The sequence below is a fragment of the Allosphingosinicella indica genome (genome assembly GCF_900177405.1).
Lineage (GTDB): Bacteria > Pseudomonadota > Alphaproteobacteria > Sphingomonadales > Sphingomonadaceae > Allosphingosinicella > Allosphingosinicella indica.
In genome coordinates this window covers 1290434-1312996 of record NZ_LT840185.1, presented here as the reverse complement: position 1 = coordinate 1312996, position 22563 = coordinate 1290434, and the positions used below count along the sequence as shown (strand labels likewise).

The 22563-nt window shown below is 68.7% G+C and carries 17 protein-coding genes; 6 read left to right on the top strand and 11 right to left on the bottom strand.

The features are described 5' to 3' along the window. Positions 1 to 4: 4 nt before the first annotated feature. From B9N75_RS06455 to B9N75_RS06445, 3 genes are all read right to left on the bottom strand, one after another. The gene (locus B9N75_RS06455) at positions 5 to 3151 is read right to left on the bottom strand and encodes an amidohydrolase family protein (RefSeq protein WP_085219443.1); all 3147 of its coding nucleotides are present in this window, start codon (positions 3149 to 3151) and stop codon (positions 5 to 7) included. Positions 3152 to 3302: 151 nt separating this feature from the next. Continuing rightward, a complete protein-coding gene (locus B9N75_RS06450; RefSeq protein ID WP_085218056.1) occupies positions 3303 to 5345 on the bottom strand; it encodes an NAD(+) synthase in 2043 nt (680 codons plus the stop codon). Next, positions 5342 to 5842 carry a CinA family protein gene (locus tag B9N75_RS06445; protein WP_085218055.1) on the bottom strand — a complete coding sequence of 167 codons (501 nt, stop codon included), beginning with the start codon at positions 5840 to 5842 and terminating at the stop codon, positions 5342 to 5344. Before B9N75_RS06445 ends, B9N75_RS06450 begins: the two co-directional genes overlap by 4 nt. A gap of 118 nt (positions 5843 to 5960) precedes the next feature. On the opposite strand from B9N75_RS06445, the gene B9N75_RS06440 reads away from it, so the two are divergent. Next, positions 5961 to 6341 (top strand): hypothetical protein, encoded by a 381-nt coding sequence (locus B9N75_RS06440; RefSeq protein WP_085218054.1) that lies wholly within the window; start codon positions 5961 to 5963, stop codon positions 6339 to 6341. On the opposite strand, the gene B9N75_RS06435 is transcribed toward B9N75_RS06440, so the two are convergent. The 6 genes from B9N75_RS06435 to lgt all read right to left on the bottom strand — a co-directional run bounded on the left by B9N75_RS06435 (position 6338) and on the right by lgt (position 10765). Continuing rightward, positions 6338 to 6970 (bottom strand): glutathione S-transferase family protein, encoded by a 633-nt coding sequence (locus B9N75_RS06435; protein ID WP_085218053.1) that lies wholly within the window; start codon positions 6968 to 6970, stop codon positions 6338 to 6340. The genes B9N75_RS06440 and B9N75_RS06435 overlap by 4 nt on opposite strands. Positions 6971 to 7080: 110 nt before the next feature. Then, positions 7081 to 7857, bottom strand: coding sequence for a peptidoglycan editing factor PgeF (pgeF, locus tag B9N75_RS06430; RefSeq protein WP_085218052.1), 777 nt, complete (start codon positions 7855 to 7857; stop codon positions 7081 to 7083). Next, entirely contained in the window at positions 7854 to 8372 is a 519-nt protein-coding gene (locus tag B9N75_RS06425) for a GNAT family N-acetyltransferase (protein WP_244552456.1), read from the bottom strand. Before B9N75_RS06425 ends, pgeF begins: the two co-directional genes overlap by 4 nt. Further along, positions 8369 to 8881 carry a GNAT family N-acetyltransferase gene (locus B9N75_RS06420; RefSeq protein WP_342039344.1) on the bottom strand — a complete coding sequence of 171 codons (513 nt, stop codon included), beginning with the start codon at positions 8879 to 8881 and terminating at the stop codon, positions 8369 to 8371. The genes B9N75_RS06425 and B9N75_RS06420 overlap by 4 nt, the downstream gene beginning before the upstream one ends. Further along, positions 8878 to 9912, bottom strand: coding sequence for a class I SAM-dependent methyltransferase (locus B9N75_RS06415; protein WP_085218051.1), 1035 nt, complete (start codon positions 9910 to 9912; stop codon positions 8878 to 8880). Before B9N75_RS06415 ends, B9N75_RS06420 begins: the two co-directional genes overlap by 4 nt. Continuing rightward, positions 9905 to 10765 carry a prolipoprotein diacylglyceryl transferase gene (gene lgt, locus B9N75_RS06410; RefSeq protein ID WP_085218050.1) on the bottom strand — a complete coding sequence of 287 codons (861 nt, stop codon included), beginning with the start codon at positions 10763 to 10765 and terminating at the stop codon, positions 9905 to 9907. Before lgt ends, B9N75_RS06415 begins: the two co-directional genes overlap by 8 nt. A gap of 84 nt (positions 10766 to 10849) precedes the next feature. On the opposite strand from lgt, the gene B9N75_RS06405 reads away from it, so the two are divergent. From B9N75_RS06405 to phbB, 4 genes are read left to right on the top strand one after another with little or no spacing between them, the layout of a single operon-like run. Then, on the top strand, positions 10850 to 12514 hold the full coding sequence (locus B9N75_RS06405) for a class I adenylate-forming enzyme family protein (protein ID WP_244552455.1): 1665 nt from the start codon (positions 10850 to 10852) through the stop codon (positions 12512 to 12514). A 45-nt stretch (positions 12515 to 12559) separates the two neighbouring features. Continuing rightward, positions 12560 to 14782: a xanthine dehydrogenase family protein molybdopterin-binding subunit gene (locus tag B9N75_RS06400; RefSeq protein WP_085218049.1), complete on the top strand. Its 2223-nt coding sequence runs from the start codon at positions 12560 to 12562 to the stop codon at positions 14780 to 14782. Further along, complete coding sequence (hemH, locus tag B9N75_RS06395; protein WP_085218048.1) at positions 14779 to 15786, top strand: ferrochelatase; 1008 nt, start codon at positions 14779 to 14781, stop codon at positions 15784 to 15786. Before B9N75_RS06400 ends, hemH begins: the two co-directional genes overlap by 4 nt. A 35-nt stretch (positions 15787 to 15821) precedes the next feature. After that, entirely contained in the window at positions 15822 to 16544 is a 723-nt protein-coding gene (gene phbB, locus B9N75_RS06390) for an acetoacetyl-CoA reductase (RefSeq protein ID WP_085218047.1), read from the top strand. Between the two features lie 162 nt (positions 16545 to 16706). Here phbB and B9N75_RS06385 read toward each other — a convergent pair whose 3' ends face one another. Beyond that, positions 16707 to 17501 carry a helix-turn-helix domain-containing protein gene (locus B9N75_RS06385; RefSeq protein WP_085218046.1) on the bottom strand — a complete coding sequence of 265 codons (795 nt, stop codon included), beginning with the start codon at positions 17499 to 17501 and terminating at the stop codon, positions 16707 to 16709. Between the two features lie 68 nt (positions 17502 to 17569). Between B9N75_RS06385 and B9N75_RS06380 the strand changes: the two genes are divergently transcribed. Beyond that, positions 17570 to 17806 (top strand): ribbon-helix-helix domain-containing protein, encoded by a 237-nt coding sequence (locus B9N75_RS06380; protein ID WP_085218045.1) that lies wholly within the window; start codon positions 17570 to 17572, stop codon positions 17804 to 17806. On the opposite strand, the gene B9N75_RS06375 is transcribed toward B9N75_RS06380, so the two are convergent. Then, entirely contained in the window at positions 17803 to 22461 is a 4659-nt protein-coding gene (locus B9N75_RS06375; RefSeq protein WP_085219439.1) for an NAD-glutamate dehydrogenase, read from the bottom strand. The two genes, B9N75_RS06380 and B9N75_RS06375, sit on opposite strands and share 4 nt — an antisense overlap. Positions 22462 to 22563 lie beyond the last annotated feature (102 nt).

Here is a 22563-nt window from a genome sequence, read left to right as displayed (position 1 = left end):
GCGCCTACCGCTCCCAATAATAGGGCTGGCGGGTGCGGTTGCCGGTGACTTCCTCGTTGAGCGTCAGCGGATCGTAGAGCCGGCCGTTGAGCATCACCTTCGAAATCTTCTCGGTGTTGCGGATGTCCGCAGTGGGATCGGCGTCGAGGATGACGAGATCGGCGAGCTTCCCCGGCTGGAGGCTGCCGATATCGCGGAAGCCGAGCGCAGCGGCGGGGACGCGGGTCGCGGCGCCGAGCGCCTCGATCGGGGTCCAGCCGCCCTTGACCAGAGACCAGATGTCCCAGTGCGCGGCGATGCCCTGCTGCTGGCCGTGGCCGCCGATCGAGGTCGGCACGCCGCGCTGCATGATCTGGCGCGCGGTGCGGGCGCTCTTGGTGTCGGCATAATCCTCCGCCGGCGCCTTCACCACGCGCACCATCTCCGCCTCGAGCAGCCGCCGCGGGACGTGGCGCGACAGGATCGGGTGCTTCCACACCTCGCTTTCCTGCAGCCAATAGGGCTCGCCGCCCGGGCCGCCGTAAGTGACGCCCAGCGTCGGCGTGTAGCCGACCTTGGTCTGGCCGAAGAAATCGAGCACGTCCTTGTAGAGCGCCGCCTGCGGAATGCTGTGCTCCAGCGTGGTGTTGCCGTCCTGGATGAGCGTGATGTCCTGGCTGAACAGCGATGCGCCTTCGGCGACGACGGCGATATTCTCGGCCTTCGCCGCGGCGACGACCTGCTGGCGCTGATCGCGGCGCGGCTGGTTGTAGTTCTTGATGCTGTGCGCGCCCTGCACCTTCAGCCGGCGGACGTGGCCCAGCGCATCGTCATAGCCGTCGATCAGCGCATAGACGCCGGGCGATTTGGCGCCGTAGACGATCTCGCCGGTCGAGAAGATGCGCGGCGCGAGGATGAGGCCGGCGCGCTGCATCTCCGCCGCGCCGAAGACCTCGCTCGACGTGTTCGACGGATCGTGGACGGTGGTGACGCCGAAGGCGAGATGCGCCTGCGCCTCCCAATTCTGCTGCGGGATGAGGTCGTCCTCGCCCTGCGGCCCATGCGCGTGCGCATCGATGATGCCGGGGATGATCGTCTTGCCCGCGACGTCGACCGTCTTCGCGCCCGCCGGGATCACCACCGATCCGCGCGGGCCGACGGCCTTGATGCGGTTGTTCTCGACGATGACCACGCCGTCCTCGATCACGCCGCCCGACGCATCGGCCATGCTGACGACCTTCGCGCCGACCAGCGCGACGACGCCCTGCGGCGCGTCCGACTGCGCGGATATGCCGATCGCGATGCCGGTGCGCGGCGCGGTGTAGCCCGTCTCGCCGGGGCGGACGAGCGCGGCGGCATCGGCCTGGTAGAGCACCGGGCCCATCGACCAGCCGAGCGTGCGCCCGCCCGGGCCCCAATGCATATATTGGCCGCCGTCACCGGTGGCGCGGAACACGCGCGTGGCGCCGTCCTTGGCGCTGAGGCTGATTGTCTTGCCTGCGGCGAGCAGGGGCGCGACGTACAGATTGTAATTCTCGCGGAATGCCACGTAGTCACCGCCCGGCGATACGTCATAGCCGATCACCATCTCTCCCTCGGCGTGGACGCGGCGGTCTTTGCCGCTCCAGTCGGTCGAGACGAGCTTGCGCTTCCGGTCCTCGCTGACTTCCATGAAGACGCGATCGTTCGCCGCGCCGAAATGCGGATTGCCGGCGGAAGAGGCGAGCTTGACCGGCGTGCCGCCGGCGGCGGGGATGCGGAAGACGCCCGGATCGGTGTTCCACTGATCCGACGTCAGATTGCCCGCGGCGCCCGCCTCGTAGACGATCGTCTGCCCGTCGGGCGAAAAGCGGGGGCGGCGGTAATGGCCGGGATCGGCGGTCACCGTCTGCATCCCGCTGCCGTCCGCCGCGACGGTGCGGATTTCGCCGAGCCGCGCGTCGTTCCACGAAACGAAGGCGATGCGGGTGCCGTCGCGCGACCAGGACGGAAAGAGCTGGAAATCGCCGTCTTGCGCGGTGAGCGGGCGGGCCGCGCCATTGCCGCTGGCGGGCTTGACGTAGAGCCGGCCGAGGCTTTCGAAGACAACGTTGCGGCCGTCGGGCGAGAGCGCGGCGAAGCGCGGCATCCGCGTCGTGAAGCTCGGCGACCAGGCATCGACCAGCGGCCGCGGCGGATCGATCACGTCGCGCGTGTCGCTGACGCCGAACGGGATTTCGGAGGCGTTGGTGCCATCGGCGTCGATGCGGCGGATCTTGCCGCCCGCCCAGAAGACCAGCGAACGGCTGTCGGGCGTCCAATCCATGTTGGGATAGACGCCGGTGACCGCCCAGGTCTCCTGCACGTCCTGATCGAGATCGTCGTAGATCTTGCGCTCCTGTCCGGTGAGCAGATCCTTGAGGTAAAGCTTCGATTCCGCGCGTTCGCGCCGGACGAAGGCGAGGTAGCGGCCGTCGGGCGAGGGTGCGGGGCGGACCGCGCCGCCCGGGCCGCCGGTGACGGTCGAGCGCTCGCCGGTCTCCATGTCGTAGCGGTCGATACGGAACAGCTCGGCATTCGAGTTCTGCGCATATTGGAAGACGCCGCCGGGCGTCGAATCGTAGCTGAAATAGATCGCCTTGCCGTCGGGCGAGAACATCGGCTCGCCGAGTTCCTTCTGGTGCTGCGGGTTGGGCCGCTCGACCAGCGCCACGCCGCTTCCGCCGGCGATATGATAGAGCCACACCTCGCCGGTGCCGAGCGAGCGGCCGGTGGTGAAATGCTTGCGTGCGGCGATGCTTTGTCCGTCCGGGCTCCACGTCGGGTTGTTGAGCAGCGTGAAGCTTTCCTTGGTGAGCTGGCGCTTGTTCGAACCGTCGGCATTCATCAGCCAGATATTGTCGCCGCCGCCGCGATCGGAGGTGAAGGCGATCTGGCTGCCGTCGGGCGAGAAACGCGGCTGCACCTCATAGGCGAGACCCGCCGCGATGCGCGTCGCGCGGCCGCCGGTGACCGGCATGGTGTAGATATCGCCCAGGAGATCGAAGGCGATCGTCCGCCCGTCGGGGCTGACGTCGAGGTTCATCCACGTCCCCTCGTCGGTCGAGATGGTAACGGGCCGCGTCTTCATCGGCGGCGCCATGACGTCCCACTTCTTCGCATCCTTGCCTTGCGCGATTGCGGTGGAGGACATGAGCAGAAGGGCAATGGCGGCGATGCGCTTGGTCAAGACGGATGCTCCCTGAGGTCCGGCGCCGTCGGCGGCGCTCTGGTGCGTTAAGCTGGCAACACGCTGCAACGCGCGGCGCGTTTATGCAAGCTGCGGCAAAGACCGGGGCGTGTCGTCAGTCGAAAGCGGAACGCAGTTCGTCGAGCCAGGGACCGGCGGTGCCGTCCGAGGGCGCGCGCCAGTCGCCGCGCGGGCTGAGCGCGCCGCCCGCCGAGACCTTGGGGCTGTTGGGCAAAGCCGAGCGCTTGAACTGGCTCATCCCGAAGAAGCGCTTCAGGAAAACCTCCAGCCATTTGCGGATGGTCGCGAGATCGTATGAGCGCTTCAGATGATCGGGATAGTCGATCGGCCACAGGCCGCGGCCGGCATCCGCCCACGCCTGCAGCGCCAGGAACGCGACCTTGGACGGCGGCTGGCCGCTGCGCAGGATATGGTAGAGGAAGAAATCGTGCAGCTCATAGGGGCCGATCGCATCCTCGGTGCTCTGGATCGCGCCCTCCGCATCGGCGGGAACCAGCTCGGGCGAAATCTTGGTGGCGAGGATCGCCTCCAGCACCGCATCGGTTTCACGGTCGAACTGGCTGGAGCGAACCGCCCAACGCACGAGATACTGGATCAGCGTCTTGGGCACGCCGGCGTTGACACCGTAGTGGCTCATATGATCGCCGACGCCATAGGTGCACCAGCCGAGCGCCAGCTCCGATAGATCGCCGGTGCCGACGACGAAGCCGCCGCGCTGGTTGGCGAGGCGGAAGAGATAATCGGTGCGGAGCCCCGCCTGCACGTTCTCGAACGTAACGTCGTAGACAGGCTCGCCCCTGGAATAGGGGTGGCCCATGTCTTTCAGCATCTGTTCGGCGGCCGGGCGGATGTCGATCTCCTCGCCGACGATGCCGAGCGCATCCATCAGCTTCCAGGCGTTGGCCTTGGTCTCGGTGCCGGTCGCGAAGCCGGGCATGGTGAAGCCCAGGATGGTGGAGCGCGGCAGCGAGAGATAGTCGCACGCCTTGGCGGCGACGATCAAAGCGTGGGTCGAATCGAGCCCGCCCGACACGCCGATGACGAGATGCTTGCCGCTGGTCGCGGTGAAGCGCTTGGCGAGGCCCTGCACCTGGATGTTGAACGCTTCATAGCAATCCTGATCGAGCTGCTCGGGCCGGTCGGGGACGTAGGGGAAGCGGCGGATGCGCCGCTCGAACCCGATGTCGGCGGGCTTGGCGCGATCGAAGGCGATGCGGCGGAAACGGCGCTCGGGATGGCCGGCGGCGGCGGCGGCATCGTTGAATGTCGGCATCCTGAGCCGCTCCTGCCGCAGCCGCTGCACGTCGATGTCGGCGATCGCGAGTTCGGGATCGGCGCCAAAGCGGCTGCTCTCGCACAGCAGCTCGCCGAGCTCGAAGATCGAGCCCTGCCCGTCCCAGGCGAGATCGGTGGTGCTCTCCCCCGGCCCCGCGGCGGAGAAGACGTAAGCGGCGGCGCAGCGCATGCTCTGCGCCGCGGAGAGCAGCTTGCGCTCATCCGCCTTGCCGATCGTGATGTTGGAGGCGGAAAGGTTGCAGAGGATCGTCGCGCCGGCGAGCGCACCCATCGTCGAGGGCGGGGTCGGCGCCCAATAATCCTCGCAGATTTCGATGTGGAAGGTGACATCCTCGTCGCCCTCCGCGCCGAACAGCAGGTCCGCGCCGAACGGCGCCTCCTGCCCGGCGACGCGGATCGACAGGCCGTCGAGCCCAAGGCCCGAGACGAACCAGCGCTTCTCGTAATATTCGCGGTAATTGGGGAGGAAGATCTTGGGCACCACGCCGAGGATGCGGCCGCGGTGGAGCGCCAGCGCGCAATTGTAGAGCCGGCCGTTGCGGCGCAGCCCGGCGCCGACCATCAGCACGGGCGACAGGCCCTTGGTCGCCTCGCACAGCCGCGCGATCCCCGCCTCGACCGCATCGAGGAACGCTTCCTGCGTATGGAGATCGTCGATCGCGTAGGAGGAGAGGTTGAGCTCGGGAAAGACGATGAGGTCGCAGCCACGCGCGTCGCCCTCGCGCGCCAGAGCGATCGTCTGGTCGACGTTAAATGCCACGTCGCCCGCCGAAGCGACAGGGGTGGCGACCGCGGCGCGGACGAAGCCGTGGGCCTGGATGGCGGCAAAGGGCGCGTTCACAGCATCTCCGTCATCATCTCGATCGCGACGCGCATCGCCGCGATCCGCGTCCGGCCACGGCCGATCGGGCCGAAGCGCTCCACCCGCGTCGCGGTGCGCCGCCCCTCGCGCGCGCAGGCGAAATGGACGAGGCCCGGCTCGTCGCCCGAATCCGCGAAGCCAGTGACGGCAAGCGCGATGTTCGCGCGCGAACGGCCCAGCGCGCCCTCGGCCATCGCAACCGCCACCGCCTCGGACACCGCGCCCTCCGCTTCGATGAGATCGGCTGGGACGCCGAGCATGGCGGTCTTGGCTTCGTTTGAATAGCTGACGAAGCCGCGATCGAAGGCATGGGCAACGCCCTGCACGTCGGTGAGCAGCGAGGCGAGCATCCCGCCGGTGCAGCTCTCCGCCGTCGCCAGCATCAGATCGCGGTCGCACGCCTTGACCAGCAGCCGGTGCGTCGCCGCTTCCAGCTCCTCATCGACGACGGGGGACAGCGTTTCAGTATGCGACATGCGACGGTCGTGACCCCTTTCACCGCCGCAACTAGCGCAGATCGTCCGTGGTTCCAAAGCGTTCGCGGAACCGGGCAAGGCCGCGCGGGGTTGCACAGCCGAAACGAGGAGGCACGAGATGGCGGAAACAGGCACGGCGAAGCGGCGGACGACGAAGCGCGCGAGCGGCGGCAGCACGAAGACGGGCGCAAATGCGGCGGCGCGGAGCAAGTGGAACGTCGCGGGATGGGCCGCGGCGGGGGTCGGCGCAGTGGCTGCGCTTGCCGGCGGCGCGTGGTTCGCCAAGCGAAAATATGACGAGCAGCGCGACGCCGATCAGCCGGCCGCCGCGCTTGCCAACAATCGCCCGCCGGGGCCGGTCGGTCACTCCGGTGCAGCGCGCGGCGCGGGGCCCGAGGAGATGCGCGATCCGCCCGCAAAGTGGAGCCGCACCGACGAAGCGCTCGACGAGAGCTTCCCGGCGAGCGATCCGCCCGCGGTCAATTCACGCGTCGATTAAGCTGCGTCGGGAAAGTTGCGCGCCATCACCGGCGCAAGCTGCGGCAGCGCCTCGGCCCGCAGCGCGATGGCATGGAGCTTCGGGCAGTGTGCACGGAACCAGTCGCGGCGCGGATACCAGTGCGTCATGATCGCGACATAGGCGTCCAGCGCCGAAGCGGTCTCGCCGAGCACGAACGGCCCGTCGCCAAGCTCCCCCTCGAATTGTTGCCAGAGCGACTGGCGGAAGGCATCGACCCGCTCGACCAATTGCGCCTTCGCGTCGGGCGCCCAGCGCTCGGGGTAATCGCGATAGGTGAAGGTCGGGTAGACCGCCGAGACGAGCCACATGAGGCGATTGAGGAAGGGCGCGCGCAAGGGGTCGTCCGCCGCGGGGGCGAGGCCGGCCCCGGGATGGGCATCGGCGAGATGGAGGGTGATAGCGGCGCTTTCGGTGAGCGTGCCGCCGTCCGGCATCTCCAGCGCGGGCACCCGGGCGAGCGGATTGACCTTGAGCAGCGTTTCGCGCGCTGGGCCGGGCTGATCGAACCCTTCCACGTTGACGAATTCGAACTTTTCGCCGGCCCAGGCAAGCGCGGCCTCGGCCAACGTCGATCCCCAGCCGGGCGCACCATAGAGGCGGTAGGTCATCGGCGACTCCTTTTAGCCCCTCCCCTCGATGGGGGAGGGTTGGGTGGGGGTGGCGGTGGAACGGCCCGTGCCTACCCCGGAGACGCCACCCCACCCCTAACCCCTCCCCATCAAGGGGAGGGGGATGTCTGCAGCGCCACGATCGAAATCTGGCGGCCGTAATCCGCTTCGCCGCGGTGGGTGGCGCGGCGGAAGCTGTAGAAACGGTCGGCGTCGGCATAGGTGTCGAGGCCGAGCGCGGCGATGCGGGTGAGGCCGGCGGCGGCGAGACGGGCGAGCGCATAGCCTTCGAGATCGAAACGGTGATGGCCTTCACGCGCGGGCGAGAAGAAGCGCTCGTTCTCAGCATCCGCCGCGGCGAAACGGCGGAGGAAGGCATCGTCCACTTCGTAGGAGCGGCGGGCGATGCACGGGCCGACCGCTGCGCGGATGCGCGCGCGGTCGGCGCCGAGCGCTTCCATCGCATCCACGGTCGCCGCCAGCACGCCGCCGAACGCGCCGCGCCAGCCGGCGTGCGCCGCGCCGACCACGCCCGCCTCGGCATCGGCGAACAATGCGGGCGCGCAATCGGCGGTGAGGATGCCGAGCGCAACGCCGGGCCGGTCGGTGACCATGGCATCGGCATGCGGGCGCGCATCATCCGGCCAGGGCAGCGCGACCGTCACCACATCGGGCGAATGGACCTGATGCACTGTGGCGAGCCGCGCGCCGGGGGCGACCGCATCCACGGCGCGGCGCCGGTTCTCGGCGATCGCGGCGCGGTCGTCGGCGGAGCCGAGGCCGACGTTGAGGCCCGCGCACACGCCTTCCGACACGCCGCCGCGGCGGCCGAGGAAGCCGTGCGCCACGCCGTCGAGCAAGGGCGCGCGGATCACCTCGACGCTCATGCCGCGAGGTCCAGCTTGAGCACCGGATCATCGCAGACGTGGCTGCCGAGGCGGAATGGCGCATGGCCGGCCGCGACGAAGCCGTGCCGCCGGTAGAAGGCGCGGGCGCGGTGCCCTTCCTCCCAGACGCTGAGGTAAAGCGCGGGCGCACCGTCCGCGCGCGCGGTAGCGACCGCCCAGTCCATCAGCGCCTGCGCGACACCGGCGCCCTGCCACGGTTCCAGCACGTAAAGCTGCTTGATCTCGAGCGCGCCGGGCGCGTGATCGACCGGGAGGCTCATCGGCATCAGCTTCAGATAGGCGGCGATCGCGCCCTCCTCTTCGGCGATGCGGATGCGGCAATCGGGGCGGGCGAGATCGGCGAGGAGGCCATCCGGGCCGAAGCTCTCGTCGAGGTGCGCCGCCATGTCCGCCGGGTCGAAATGCGGGCCGAAGGTCTCGTCGAAGCAGCGCCGCCCCACCGCGGCGAGCGCCGGCCCGTCCGCCGCGACAGCATCGCGGAAACGCACCGTCACAACGCCAGCCTCAGGATATGATCCTCGTCGGCATGGGTGCCGACCATGAAGGCGTAGGTCTGGACGAAGGTGAAGCCGTAGCGATCGTAGAAGCGGCGCGCGCGGGCGTTGTCGACGAACACCGAGAGATACATGGCGTCGGCGCCGAGCGCGCGGCCCCTGGCGATCGCCCAGTCCATCAGGTGCGCGGCGACACCCTCGCCCTGCCAGGGCTTCAGCACGTAGAGCTGGCGAAGTTCGATCGGCCTACCATCGGGCACGATCGGCAAGGTCGGCGGGCCGACGCTGATATAGCCGGCCAATTCCCCGTCCACCTCGGCGACATGGATGTGGCGCGCCGGATCGGCGAGCAGCGCTGTCCACGCTTCGTCGGTGTGGCTGGCGAGGAAGGCGGCGAGATTCTCGGGCGTGTAGAGATGCCCGAACGTATCGGTGAAGGTGCGGCGGGCAAGCACTGCGAGCGCGGCAGCGTCCGCCGGGCTCGCATCGCGATAGGTGATGCCGCTCACGCGAAGCCGGCGGGATCGGGCCAGTCGGGCGCGACGACCGCCATCGCCTTGAACAAGCTGCCCATCTCGTCGGCGTGGACGAGGCGGCGGAGCGCGGCGTTCATCTCGTCGTTCCGCGCCGGGTGCGACTTGGCGAGCTGGGTGGCGCGGACGTCGATGCCGAGCGCGAGCAGCCATTCGCCCTGCGTCCGCGGGCCGAGCACGCGCGCGCCGGCGCCGCGGGCGGCATCGCCCAGCGCCTCGAAATCGACATGCGCGGTGAGATCGCGCGCGCCCGGATCCACCCAGGGATCGGCATAAGCGTGGCGCGAGACCGCCTGGAGCGTGTCGCCCACCGCGCTTGCGATGTGGCCGTAATCGACAACGAGGGCGATGCCGCCCTGCCGCGCGATGCGGCCCGCGATCTCCTGCATCACCGCCACCGAGGCAGGCGAGGTCTCGCGAATCGTCCCCGCCGGTGCCGCGGGGATGTCGCCGGGAACAGGGCGACCGGCGACGCGGCGGAAGCCTCCGTCCGCGACATCGACGCGCGCCTCGCGCCAGCCGCCTTCGTCCGCGACGATCTGGTGGACGGGAAGCGCATCGAAGAATTCGTTGGCGACGACGAGCAGCGGCGCATTGTCGGGCAGGCTCGCGGCATCGTCGTGCCAGACCGCCATCGGCACACGCTGCTGCTGCGCCTGGCGGAGCGCGGCGCTCGTCTCGATAAAATGGACGTCGGGGGAGAGCCCGCCGCGCTGCATCACCCGGAGCGCATCCGCGGCGAGCGTGCCGCGGCCGGGGCCGAGTTCGACATAGGCCGCCTTGTCCGCACCGGCCCGGCGCGCGGCGTCGGCGAGCGACAGGCCGATCATCTCGCCGAACATCTGGCTGATCTCGGGCGCGGTCGTGAAATCGCCCGCCGCGCCGAGCGGATCGCGGCTGCCGTAATAATGCGCGTTCGCCTCCGCCATATATTGGGCGACGGTGATCGGGCCGGAGGTCTCGATCAGGCGGCGCAGGCGATCGGGGACGGGGTTGGCATCAGGCAACGCTCTGGTCTCCGGCGATGGGGGCGACGCGCTGGCGGCGAGCCTTGGCGGTGGCGATGAGATAGATGCCGCCGACGATCATCGGCACGGTCAGCGTCTGCCCCATGGTGAGGCCCCAGGAAAGATTCTCCAGCCCCGCATCCGGCTGGCGCACCATCTCGACCAAGAAGCGCGACAGGCCGTAGCCGAGGATGAAGGTGCCGACGAGCTTGCCCGGCTGGTAGCGCGCGTCGGTCTTCCAGAACAGGAACCAGAGGACGATGCCGAGCAGGATGCCCTCCAGCCCCGCCTCGTAGAGCTGGCTCGGGTGGCGCGGCACCTCGCCGCCGGTGGGGAAGACGATCGCCCAGGGCACGTCGGTCGGCCGCCCCCACAGCTCGCCGTTCACGAAATTGGCGAGGCGGCCGAAGAACAGGCCGAAGGGGACGCAGCAGGCGACGTAATCGTGGATGCGCAGCCAATCGAGGCCGTTTCTTCGCGCCATCCAGAGGATGCCGAGCGAGACGCCGATGACGCCGCCGTGGAACGACATGCCGCCATCCCAGAGCTGCAAAATCTCGACCGGGTTCGCGACATAATATTCGGGCCGGTAGAAGAGGACATAGCCGAGCCGACCGCCGATGAGGATGCCGAGCGTGGCGTAGAATACCATGTCGTCGGCATGGCGCCGCGCCATCGGCGCGCCGGGCTGGGCGATGAGCTTCAGGAGATACCACCAGCCGATGAGGATGCCGGCGAGATAGGCGAGGCTGTACCAGCGGAGCTGGAAGAAGCCGAGATCGAGCGCGACCGGACTGAGCCCCAGATCCTGCCAGTGCACGAATGCCGTAGCGTCAAGCGCGGCGGTGGTCATTTCGGCGGACAACAAAGGCTTCCCCCTCGCGGTTTCGGCCCTCATAGTGACGCGAAGGATAAAGGCAAAGAGAGGGAGAGAGGCGTGCCGAGCGAGCTCGACCGCAAATATGATGCCGTGTTGGCGATGGTCACCGGCCCGGACGGCAAGATCCAGATCGGCCGCGACGATAATGGCCGCGCCATCGTCTCCAACCTCCCCGCGACGCTCCCCATCTTCTTCGACGTCTTCTGCGCGCTCCATGCCGGGGTCGAGGGGCTGGTGTGCGGCGACGAGCGGCTGACCTTCGGCCAGCTCCACGGCCATGCGGCGGGTGCTGCGAAGGCGCTGGCGGGCGGCTGGGGCATCGCCAAGGGCGACCGCGTCGCGATCGCGATGCGCAACGCGCCGGCATGGATTGCCGCTTATATGGCGGTGCAGAAGGCGGGCGGTGTCGCGGTGCTGGTCAATGGCTGGTGGCAGCCGGACGAGCTGAAGCACGGCATCGAGCTCACCGCACCCAAGCTCATCATCGCCGATGCACCCCGGGCGCAACGCATCGCCGACGCGGGGATTACTTGCGAGACGGTGGTGTTGCCGGTCGAGAAGCATCTGGACGAAGCGCTGGCGCCGATCCTGTCGCGCGGCGCACCGGCGGAGAATCTCCCCGACGTCTCGCCCGACGACGATGCGACGATCCTCTTCACCTCGGGCTCCACCGGCGTGGCCAAGGGCGCGGTCTCGACGCACCGGCAAGTGACGACCGGCGTCTATGCCTATGCGATGGGGCTCGCGACGCTGCTCGGCATCAAGGAGAGCATGGGCGATCCGCCCAAGAACCCGCCGCGCACCTTGGTCAACGTGCCGCTGTTCCACGTCACCGGCGAAGTGCCGGTGATGCTCAACAGCTTCGTCATCGGCCGCGGCATGGTGCTGATGGCGCGTTGGGACGCGGGCGAGGCGCTGCGGCTGATCGAGAAGGAGAAGATCACCTATTTCGTCGGCGTGCCGACGATGAGCCTGGAGCTGATGCAGCACCCTGATCATGCGACGCGCGATCTTTCGACGCTGACCGACATCGCGGCGGGCGGCGCGCCGCGGCCGGTGGCGCATGTGAAGCGGCTGCAGGAAAGCTTCACTGGCGCGCAGCCGGCGCTGGGCTACGGCCTTACCGAGACCAATGCGGTCGGCTGCGGCAATTTCTGGTCCAACTATGCCGACAAACCGGGCAGCACCGGCCGCGCACAGGCGCCGCTGGTGGAAGTCGGCATCCTCGACGATGCGGGCCAGGTGCTTCCTACGGGCGAACGCGGCGAAGTCGCGATCCGCTCCGCCGCCAACGTCCGCGGCTATTGGAAGGACGAGGCGGCGACGCGTGCGGCGTTCACCGCCGACGGCTGGTTCCGGTCCGGCGACATCGGCTATCTCGACGACGACGGCTATCTTTTCATCGTCGACCGCAAGAAGGACATCATCATCCGCGGCGGCGAGAATATCAGCAGCCAGGAGGTGGAAGCCGCGATCTACGCCAACAGCGCGGTATCCGAAGCCGCTGTGTTCGGCATCGCCGACGAGCGGCTGGGCGAGGTTCCGGTGGCGGTAGTCTATAGCGAGGCGGGCGGCGTCGACGAAGCGGGGCTAAAGGCCTTTCTCGAGACGCGTCTGGCGAAGTTCAAGGTGCCGGCGCGCGTGCATGTCGTCGACGCGCCGCTGCCGCGGCTCGGCACCGGCAAGATCGACCGGCTGAGCCTCAAGGAGCGCTACAGCTAATATCCTTCTCTGGCGTCCGTCGCCTCGCCCGCCTATCACCGCCGCATGGCGCCGGGCGGGAGCGGAGAAGGGATCAGTCGCAGGACGCTGCTGGTGGGCGGCGGCGCGGCCGTCGGGCTGCTCGTCGCTTGGGGACTGTGGCCGCGCGAATATGAAGCGAACCTGCGCGCCGCGCCGGGCGAGACGCCGTTCAACGCCTTTTTGAAGATCGCCCGCGACGGCCGCGTCACGGTCGCCGTGCCGCAGGCCGAGATCGGCCAGGGCGTCTACACCAGCCTGCCGCAGATATTGGCCGACGAGCTGGGGGCGGACTGGCGCACCGTCGGCGTCGAACCGGCACCGATCAACCCGCTCTATGCCAACCAGCTCCTCGCCGAGGAGACGATCGCGGGGGGGCTGCCCTCCGCCTTCGAGGGGATCGGCCGCTGGGCGACGCAGGAATATGCGACGCGCACCGCGCTGATGCTGACCGGCGGGTCGAGCTCGATCCGCGCGTTCGAGCCGCGGCTGCGCGAAGCCGGCGCAGCGGCGCGCACCCTGTTGCTGCAGGCAGCGGCCAAACGCTTCGGCGTCGACTGGCAGACGCTTGATACCGCGGGCGGGATGGTGACCGGCGGGCCGCGCCCGATCCGCTTTGCCGACATCGCGGGCGAGGCGGTGGACTTCACCGTGCCCGACGACATCCCGGTGCGCGGCGGGGTCGACAACCGACTGGTCGGCCAGCCGCTGCCCCGGCTCGATCTTCCCGCCAAAGTCGACGGATCGGCGCAATTCGCGGGCGACATCCGGCTTCACGGCATGGTCTATGCCGCCGTCCGCGCCGGGCCGATCGGCGACAGCCGGCTGGCCGGGGTCGATCGCGACGCTGCGGACAAGGTGTCGGGCGTGTTCGCGATCTTCGAGCACGAGCGCTGGGCGGCGGCGGCGGCGACCAATTGGTGGGCGGCGAACCGCGCGGTCGAGGCGCTGGCGCCCGCCTTCACCACCCCCAACCCGCTTGCCGACGACGCGCGAATCGAGCGCGCGCTGACCGATGCGCTGAAAGCGGGCGACGCCGCGCACAGCATCGCGCGCGGCGAGCCCGATGCGGTCCTGGAGAGCGGCGACCGCTATCGCGCTGTCTATTCCGCGGGCGTCGCCGCCAATGCGCCGATGGAGCCGTTGACCGCGACCGCGCGCTTCACCGGCGATCGCCTGGAGATCTGGGCGCCGACGCAGGCCCCGGGCCTTGCCCGGGCCGCCGCCGCGCGCGCTGCAGGGATCGGCGAGGGGCGGGTGACGCTTTACCCGACGCTGATCGGCAGCGGCTACGGCCGCAAGCTCGAGACTGCGGCGATCGAGCAGGCGGCGGTGATCGCGGGGCACTTAAAGCGCCCGGTGCAGCTCACCTGGTCGCGGGTCGAAGAGACGATGCAGGACAGTTTCCGTCCGCCCGCGGCCGCCGAGATGGTGGCGCGGATGGAGGGCGGGCGGCTGATGGGCTGGCGCGCACGGATTGCCGCGCCGTCCGCCGCCTCGCAAGCGATCGGCCGGCTGACCGGACGTGGCGGCAGCGGGCGTGAAGCGGAAGGCGCGGCGGTGGACGGCGCGATCCCGCCCTACGACGTCGAGGCGCTGGCGGTGCATCACCTCCCCGCCGACACCGGGCTTGCCACGGGTATCTGGCGATCGGCGGCGCATAGCTACACCGCCTTCTTCACCGAAAGCTTCATCGATGAGCTTGCGCGCAAGGCGGGAATGGAGCCCCTCTCCTTCCGGATGCAGATGCTGAGCGGTAATCCCCGGCTCGCGCGCTGCCTCTCCACAGCCGCAGCGATCGGCGGCTGGGACGGCGGCACAGCGGGGAGCGCGCTCGGCCTCGCCGCGCACAGTGCTTGGGGATCGCATGTCGCCCTGCTCGTCGAGATCGCGATGAGGCCGGACAAGCGCATCAAGGTCAATCGCGCGGTCGCCGCCGTCGATTGCGGGCGGGTGATCAATCCCGAGATCGTCCGCCAGCTCGTCGAGGGCGGCATCGTCTACGGCATCGGCGGCGCGACCGGCAGCCCGATCTCCTTCTCCGCAGGGCTGCCCTCGGCGCGGGGCTTCGGCGATCTCGGCCTGCCTTTGCTCGCTGACACGCCCGAAATCACCGTCGAGATCGTTGAGAGCGAGGAGGATCCGGGCGGCGTCACCGAGCTGTCGGTGCCCGTCGTCGCGCCCGCCATCGCCAACGCCTTCCACGCGCTCACCGGCCGCAGGCTCCGCCGCCTGCCGCTCGCCGCATGATGCTCCCCGCCGATCATCCGCCAGTGGCGCCGCCGACGATCGGCGTGCTGATCATCAACCTCGGCACGCCCGACGCGCCCGATGCGCCGGCGGTGAAACGCTACCTGCGCCAATTCCTCTCCGACCCGCGCGTGGTCGAGATCCCGCAGATCCTGTGGCAACCGCTGCTGCGCGGCGTGATCCTCAACACGCGGCCGAAGAAATCCGCGCATGCCTATGGGCTGGTGTGGAGCGAAGAAGGTTCGCCGCTTGCCGCGATCACCCGTCGGCAGGCGGCGGCGCTGCAGGGGGCGTTCGGCGAAAATGTGATCGTCGATCATGCGATGCGCTACGGCCGCCCCGCGATCCGCGATCGCGTGGCGGCGCTGAAGGCGGCGGGGTGCGAGCGCATCCTGATCGCGCCGCTCTATCCGCAATATTGCGCGGCGACGACCGCGACCGCCAACGACGAGGCGTTTGCCGAACTGCGCGCGATGCGCTGGCAACCCGCGGTGCGCACGCTGCCGCCCTATCACGACGATCCGGCCTATATCGCTGCGCTAGCGTCGAGCGTGACCGACGGCCTCGCCGCGCTCGACTTCGCGCCCGACGTGCTGATCGCGACCTTCCACGGCATGCCCCAGCGGACGCTGGAGCTTGGCGATCCCTATCATTGCCACTGCCGGAAGACTGCGCGGCTGCTGGGCGAGGCGCTGGGGCGCGAGGTGCGCGTCGCCTTCCAGTCGCGCTTCGGGCGGGCGAAATGGCTAGAGCCTGCGACCGACACCACGCTCGCCGCGCTGCCCGGCGAAGGCGCGCGCAAGGTCGCGCTCGTCGCGCCGGGCTTCTCCGCCGATTGCCTGGAGACGCTGGAGGAGATCGCGATCCGCGGGCGCGAGACCTTCCTCGAAGCGGGCGGCAGCCACTTCGCCTATCTCCCCTGCCTCAACGACAGTCCCGGCGGCATCGCGATGCTGCAGACGCTGCTGGCGCGCGAGCTTGAAGGATGGTTGGCCCCGCAATAAGGCGAAGACATAACAAAGAACGAGGAGAGAGAAATATGGCGCGCGTTGCGATCGTTACCGGCGGCACCAGAGGCATCGGCGAGGCGATCAGCCTCGCGCTCCGCGACAAGGGCCTGACCGTTGCCGCCAATTATGCGGGCAATGAGGAAAAGGCGAAGGCGTTCACCGAAAAGACCGGCATCAAAGCCTATAAATGGGACGTCGCCGACTTCGAGGGCTGCGTCGCGGCGGTGAAGCAGATCGAGGCCGATCTCGGCGCCGTCGACGTACTGGTCAACAATGCCGGCATCACCCGCGACGGCACCATGAAGCGGATGGACCGCAATGCGTGGGACGACGTGATCGACGTCAACCTCGGCGGCTGCTTCAACATGGCGAAAGCGGTGTGGGAGGGGATGAGCGAGCGCAAATACGGCCGCATCGTCAACATCGGCTCGATCAACGGCCAGGCAGGCCAGTACGGCCAGGTCAATTATGCCGCGGCCAAATCGGGGATCCACGGCTTCACCAAGGCGCTGGCGCAGGAAGGCGCACGCGCCGGCATCACCGTCAACGCGATCGCGCCGGGCTATATCGACACCGACATGGTCGCCGCGGTGCCCGCCGACGTGCTCCAGAAGATCGTCGCCAAGATCCCGGTCGGCCGCCTGGGCCAGGCCTCGGAAATCGCGCGCGGCGTCACCTTCCTCTGCGCAGAGGACGGCGGCTTCATCACCGGATCGACGCTGTCGATCAACGGCGGCCAGCACATGTATTGACGGTTACCCCCTATCCCGCTCGCGGGAGAGGGTTTGGGTGAGGGTGCGAGCGCAGCGAGCCTTACGGCGTCTCCGCCACCCTCACCGCTGCGACTAAGGCGCTCCCTTTGAGACCACCCAAGTCTCGCTCCTCTCCCGCAAGCGGGAGAGGGATGGCCCTCGCTATTCCAAGAAAATCCCGACGACCTTCCAGTCGGCATCTTCCCGAACCAAAGACACCGTCTCGATCGCCTCCGGCTTGTTGGCGAAGCTGGTGCGGAATTTGACGACTTCGACGCCGGCGGGCGGCGCGGGAACAGTTTCCTGGCTGAGGGCCGTGCGCGACAGCATCGCGCCCAGCGGCTTTCGCACCCTCTCGGACACCTCGGCCCAGACTGCAGGCGTATTCAAATCCCGGAACGACTTGCTGGTGGCACGCCAGCCATCATTCCACCGCCCCTGATCGCCCAGCGCCAGCCATGCGCGGGCCGCGCGCACCGCCTCGGTTTCGCTCTGGCCAGCCGTCGCCGCAGCAACGGGCTGCGCCTCGACGGCGCCGGTGGATGGCGCGGACCCGACCGACAGCGAGGACAGCGCAGCAATTCCTAGAATAAGGGACATGAGGGCAACTCCAACGACGCCCCAGACGAAGCGGCTCTTCGTCCTGGCAAGGGCGTCCGATGCCGCAGACCCTTCCACGGACGCGTGCTGACCGGCTTCCCCCATTTGTTTGTCGCCAAGATTTTCGGGGGTGGGGCCCTCGGTATCGAGCAGCCGCCGGGCGGCCTCGCGGCTGCTCGATACCGACATCTTCCGGCGCGCGGCGCGGAGCCGCTCGTTGACGGTGTGGACCGAGAGGCCGAGGTGATGCGCCATCGACTTCGCATCATGGCCGCGGCCCATCAACCGAAGGGTCTGCTTCTCCTTTTCAGTCAGGGCCTGGCAGCTATCCATCCGGCTCGCCTCAATTTTGCGCATCGCCCTGCCAATCTAGAAAGCGCGCGGAGTTCGCTCCACCCCGAAAAAATCGTGTATGGCCGCGCGCGATGGTCAGTCTGCGCGATCCGCCCAAGAAGCATTCCGTGATGATCGCGGGGCATGCGACGTCGATCAGTCTCGAGCCGATCTTCTGGGATGCGCTGCAGGTAGCCGCGCGCGCCGAGGCGCTGCCACTCAGCGCGCTCGTCGCGCGGATCGACGCCGAGCGGATCGAGGCGGACGATCCCCCCAATCTCGCCAGCGCGATCCGCGTCTGGCTGTTTGCGCGGGCTCTTAAGCCCTAGCGCGCGAGCAGTCCGCGGGCCTGTGCGGCGATCTGCGCGAGCATCGGCGCCGTCGTCTGCGGCGCGGTGCGCGCGCGATCGACCAGCCGACGGAACTGATCGACGCGCGGACGCTGGTGCGCGACCCACTGATCGACCGCCGCCGACGGATCGCCGCCCTTGTTGCGGCGCAGGAAATCGATGCGGAGCTGCTCGAAATCGCGCGCGAGCCCGGCGGCGAGCAACCGTTCCCACGTGTCCTTCGATTCGAGGCGGTTCGCGGTCTGCTGCGCCCAGTCGATGCCCAATGCTTCGCCGAGATTTGTATAGGCGTCGGTGAGCTTGACGACATCGACGCCGCTCTGGTGGCTCAGCATCGCGATGCCGACCGCGCCGTTCATCTCGGAGAGACGGGCTATGCGCTTGACGATATCGGCGGGGACGCCGAGCTCGGTCAGCCGGTCGCGCATCGCCTGGCCCTGGTTGCGCGCTTCCTCGCGGAGCAGCTCGTCCACATGCTGGTTGAGCTTGGCGATGCCGGGGCCGAGCGTCTCGACGATCTCCTGCAGTTTCATCGTTGCGGGCACGCAGCGCAGCATGTCGGCGATGTGGAGCTGGAGGCCCTTCGATGCCTCGTCGAACAATTCGACGCGCACCGGCTCGGAGAGCGGGATTTCGTCGAGCTCGCGCCACAAGGCGCGCATGTCGAACAATCGTTCGGCGGCGACGAACGCCGCAGAAGCCTGCGCCAGTGAGGCGCCCTCCTCCTCGGTCAGCGCGAAGGGTGCGGTGACGCCCAGCCGGTTGACGAAGCGGTTGGCGATCTTGGTGGCGATGATCTCGCGGCGCAGGCGGTGCTGGACGATCGCATCGCCGAACCGCTTCTGCATCCGATCCGGGAAGGCGGCGCAGAGCTCGGGGGTCAGCGTCGCGTCTTCGGTCAGCTTGCCCGCCTCGATCGCCGCCTGCAGCTCCAGCTTGGTGCTGGAGAGAACGACGGCGAGCTCGGGCCGGGTGAGGCCGCGATCTTCCTGCCCGCGGCGGAGCAGCTCTTCATTGCCGGCCAGCCCCTCGACCTGACGGTTGAGGCGGCCGCTTTCCTCGAGCAATTCGATCGCGCGGACGATCGACGGTAGCGCACGCGCGCCGCCGCGCTCGGCGATCGACAGCGCCAGCGTCTGGAGGCGGTTGTCCTCCAGCACGACCGCCGCGACATCGTCGGTCATCTCGGCGAGGAAGGCGTTGCGGTCCTCGAAGCCGAGCCGCCCTTCCGCCATCTCGCGGTTGAGCGGGATCTTGATGTTGACCTCGTTGTCCGAGCAATCGACGCCGGCCGAATTGTCGATGAAGTCGGTGTTGATCCGCCCGCCGGCGAGCGAGAATTCGATCCGGCCCGCCTGCGTCACGCCGAGGTTCGCGCCCTCGCCGATCGCCTTGACGCGCAGGTCCGCCGCATTGACGCGCACCGCATCGTTGCTGGGATCGCCGACCTCGGCATTGTTCTGGCCCTTGGCCTTCACATAGGTGCCGATGCCGCCGAACCAGAGCAGGTCCGCGGGTGCGCGGAGGATGGCGTTGATGAGGCTCAGCGGATCGATCGTGTCGACCGCGATGTCGAGCGCGGCCTGCACTTCGGGCGTCAGCGGAATCTGCTTCTGGGTGCGCGGGAAGACGCCGCCGCCCTTGGAGATGAGCGCCTTGTCATAATCATCCCAGCTCGAGCGTGGCAGATCGAACATCCGCTTGCGCTCGACCCAGCTCGCGGCCGGATCGGGGTTCGGATCGAGGAAGATGTGGCGGTGATCGAACGCCGCTATCACCTTCAGCGCCTTCGACAGCAGCATGCCGTTGCCGAAGACGTCGCCCGACATGTCGCCGCAGCCGACCACAGTGATCGGCTGGGTTTGCACATCGGTGCCCAATTCGAGGAAGTGGCGCTGCACCGACACCCAGGCGCCGCGCGCGGTGATGCCCATCGCCTTGTGGTCGTAACCCTGGCTGCCGCCCGACGCGAAGGCGTCGCCGAGCCAGAATTTGCGATCGACCGCGATCGCATTGGCGACGTCGGAGAAGGTCGCCGTGCCCTTGTCGGCCGCAACCACGAAATAGGGATCGTCACCGTCGCGTACGGTGACGCCCGCGGGATGCACCACCTCGCCCTCGACGATATTGTCGGTGACCGAGAGCAAAGCGCGGATGAAGGTCCGGTAGCTTTCCTTGCCTTCCTCGAACCAGGCTTCGCGGTCGACCGCGGGCGAGGGAAGCTGCTTGGGATAGAAGCCGCCCTTGGCGCCGGTCGGCACGATGACGGCGTTCTTGACGACCTGTGCCTTCATCAGGCCCAGGATCTCGGTGCGGAAGTCGTCGCGGCGGTCGGACCAGCGCAGGCCCCCGCGGGCGACCGGGCCACCGCGCAGATGGATGCCCTCAACGCGCGGGCTGTACACCCAGATCTCGCGCCATGGCACGGGGGCGGGAAGGCCGGGGACGTTGGCGCTCTCGAGCTTGAAGGCGAGCGCCTCCTTGCCCGATTCGGCAAAGGCGTTGGTGCGCAGCGTCGCCACGACAACGCCGCGGATCAGTCGCAGGATGCGATCGTCGTCCATCGCCGCGACATGGCTCAGTCCCTCGGTGATCGCCGCTTCCGCCGCTTTCGCGCCATCGACGCCGCTGCCGATCTTCCTGGGATCATGCTCGGCCTCGAACAGATCGATGAGGCCGCGCGCGACCGCGGGGGCGCTGCGCAACGCATCGACGACGGTGATCTGCGAATAGGCGAGGCCGGTCTGGCGGAGGTAGCGGAACCAGGCGCGGAACAGCACGACTTCGTGCGATTGCAGCCCGGCGGCGACGAGGAGCTGGTTGAACGGATCATTCTCCGCCTTGCCCTCCAGCACCGCGGCGATCGCGCGCTCGATCGGCTCTGCGCGCTCGAGCAGCCCGGCGACGTCGCCCTGCTGCACCTCGAGCACAAACTCGTGGATGTAGCCGAGCTTGCCCTCATTGAGCGCGGTCGGAATTTCCTCGAGCACGCGGAAGCCGAAATTCTCGAATACCGGCACAGCTTCTGACAGCGGGATGAGCGCGCCCAGGCGATAGGTCTTGAGGCGGAGGTGATCGGGCGCGTCGCCCTCGCGACGATAGAGACGCGCGTCGCGGTCGGTGGCGCCCTGCAACTCGCAGATGCGCATCACGTCCGCCGCCGCCTCGCCGGGCTGCGTGCGGGTGCGGTAGCTGTCGGGGAAATCGCCGACGAAGCTCAGCGCCAAGCGGGTGGCGCGCGCCGGGCCGACGATGTCGCCTAGTGCCGCTTCGACGCTCGGCTCCCAGCCGCGAACCATTTCGTCCAGCCGGCGATCGAGCTCCGCCGCGTCGGGCGTCGGCGACGCGGGATCGACGTAATAGGTGAAGCGGATGAGCGCGAGATCGCCCTCGCCCAATTCGACCGCCCAGCTCGACGGACGCCCGCCGGTCGCCGCCTCGATCATGTCGCCGATCTCGTTGCGGCGGCGCGTGGAGAGCTCATCGCGCGGCAGCCAGACGAAGGCGAAGAGATGGCCCTTGAGGCGGCTGCGCACCAGGATCAGCGTCGGCCGCGGACGATCCGCCAGCGACATGGCAGTGAGCACGAGCGTCTTGACCGCATCGTCGCCGAGGCTGACCAGCAGATCGCGCGGCAGCGAGGTGATCGCATGGCGCAGCGCCTTGCCCGAATGGCCGCGGCGGTCGAAGCCGAGCCCGTCCTCCAGCTCCTTCAGCCGGCGGCGGAGCAGCGGGACCTCTTCGATCGGCGCGCCGAGCGCCTGGCTGGTCCAGAGGCCGGCGTGAACGCCGATGCCGGTGATCTTGCCGCCCTCGCGGATCGGCACCACGACGAGATCGAGCGGCACGCGGCGGTGGACGGTGGACTTGCGGTCCGCCTTGGCGATCAGCGGCACCGCGCCGCCGTTCTCGAAATAGCGGATCGCGCCCATGCAGCCGCCCTCGTCGGTCGGCTCGCCGGGGATCTTGAACAGGCCGAGCGCCTCGACCGGCTGACCGGTCGGCTGTTCGACATGATAGCCGAGCAGGGTCATCGCGCCGTCGGCGAACCAGCGCAGCAGATCGGCGGCCTCGCCGTCCTCAATCAGGTCGGCGTCGGCGCGCATCTTGGCCTGCAGCGCCTTCCAGTCGGCCACCGCGGCGCGCACGTCGGCGAGGACGCGGTGGAGATCGGCGATGAGATCGCGGCGGCCACGCGCATCGGTGCGATCGACCTCGATATACATGAGGGACTCGCGCTGGCAGCCATCGTAGGTCGGCTCGATCGACTGGAGCGCCTGCTTCTCGTCGCGCTTGGCGCAGACGACCGGGTGGAGCAGCCGGTGGATGATGAGGCCGTGCTGGGTGATCGCATTGGCGACCGAATCGACCAGGAAGGGCATGTCATCGTTGACGATGCAGATGCGCATCATCCGCTCGCCGACCTTGCCGCCGAGCGATTCGAGCCGGACGAGCGCGATCCCCGCGGGGCGCCGCTCGGCGCAGGCGGAAACGAAGCGTGCGGCCTCGCGCGCATCTTGCGTGTCGAAGCCGGCGATCTCGCCGGGGAGCGCGCCGTGAACCAGCGCGTCGCTCAAGGCATCGATATAGGGCAGGTCAGCGGCGCTATCCGCTTCCATGCTGTCGGCTGACATCATCTAGCTCCCCGGGCACGGGCGGCGTGACAAGCCGGCCGCTTGTTATCGGCGGGGCTATAGGCCGGGCATCGGGGGGCGGCAAGGCTGGCGCAGCGGCGA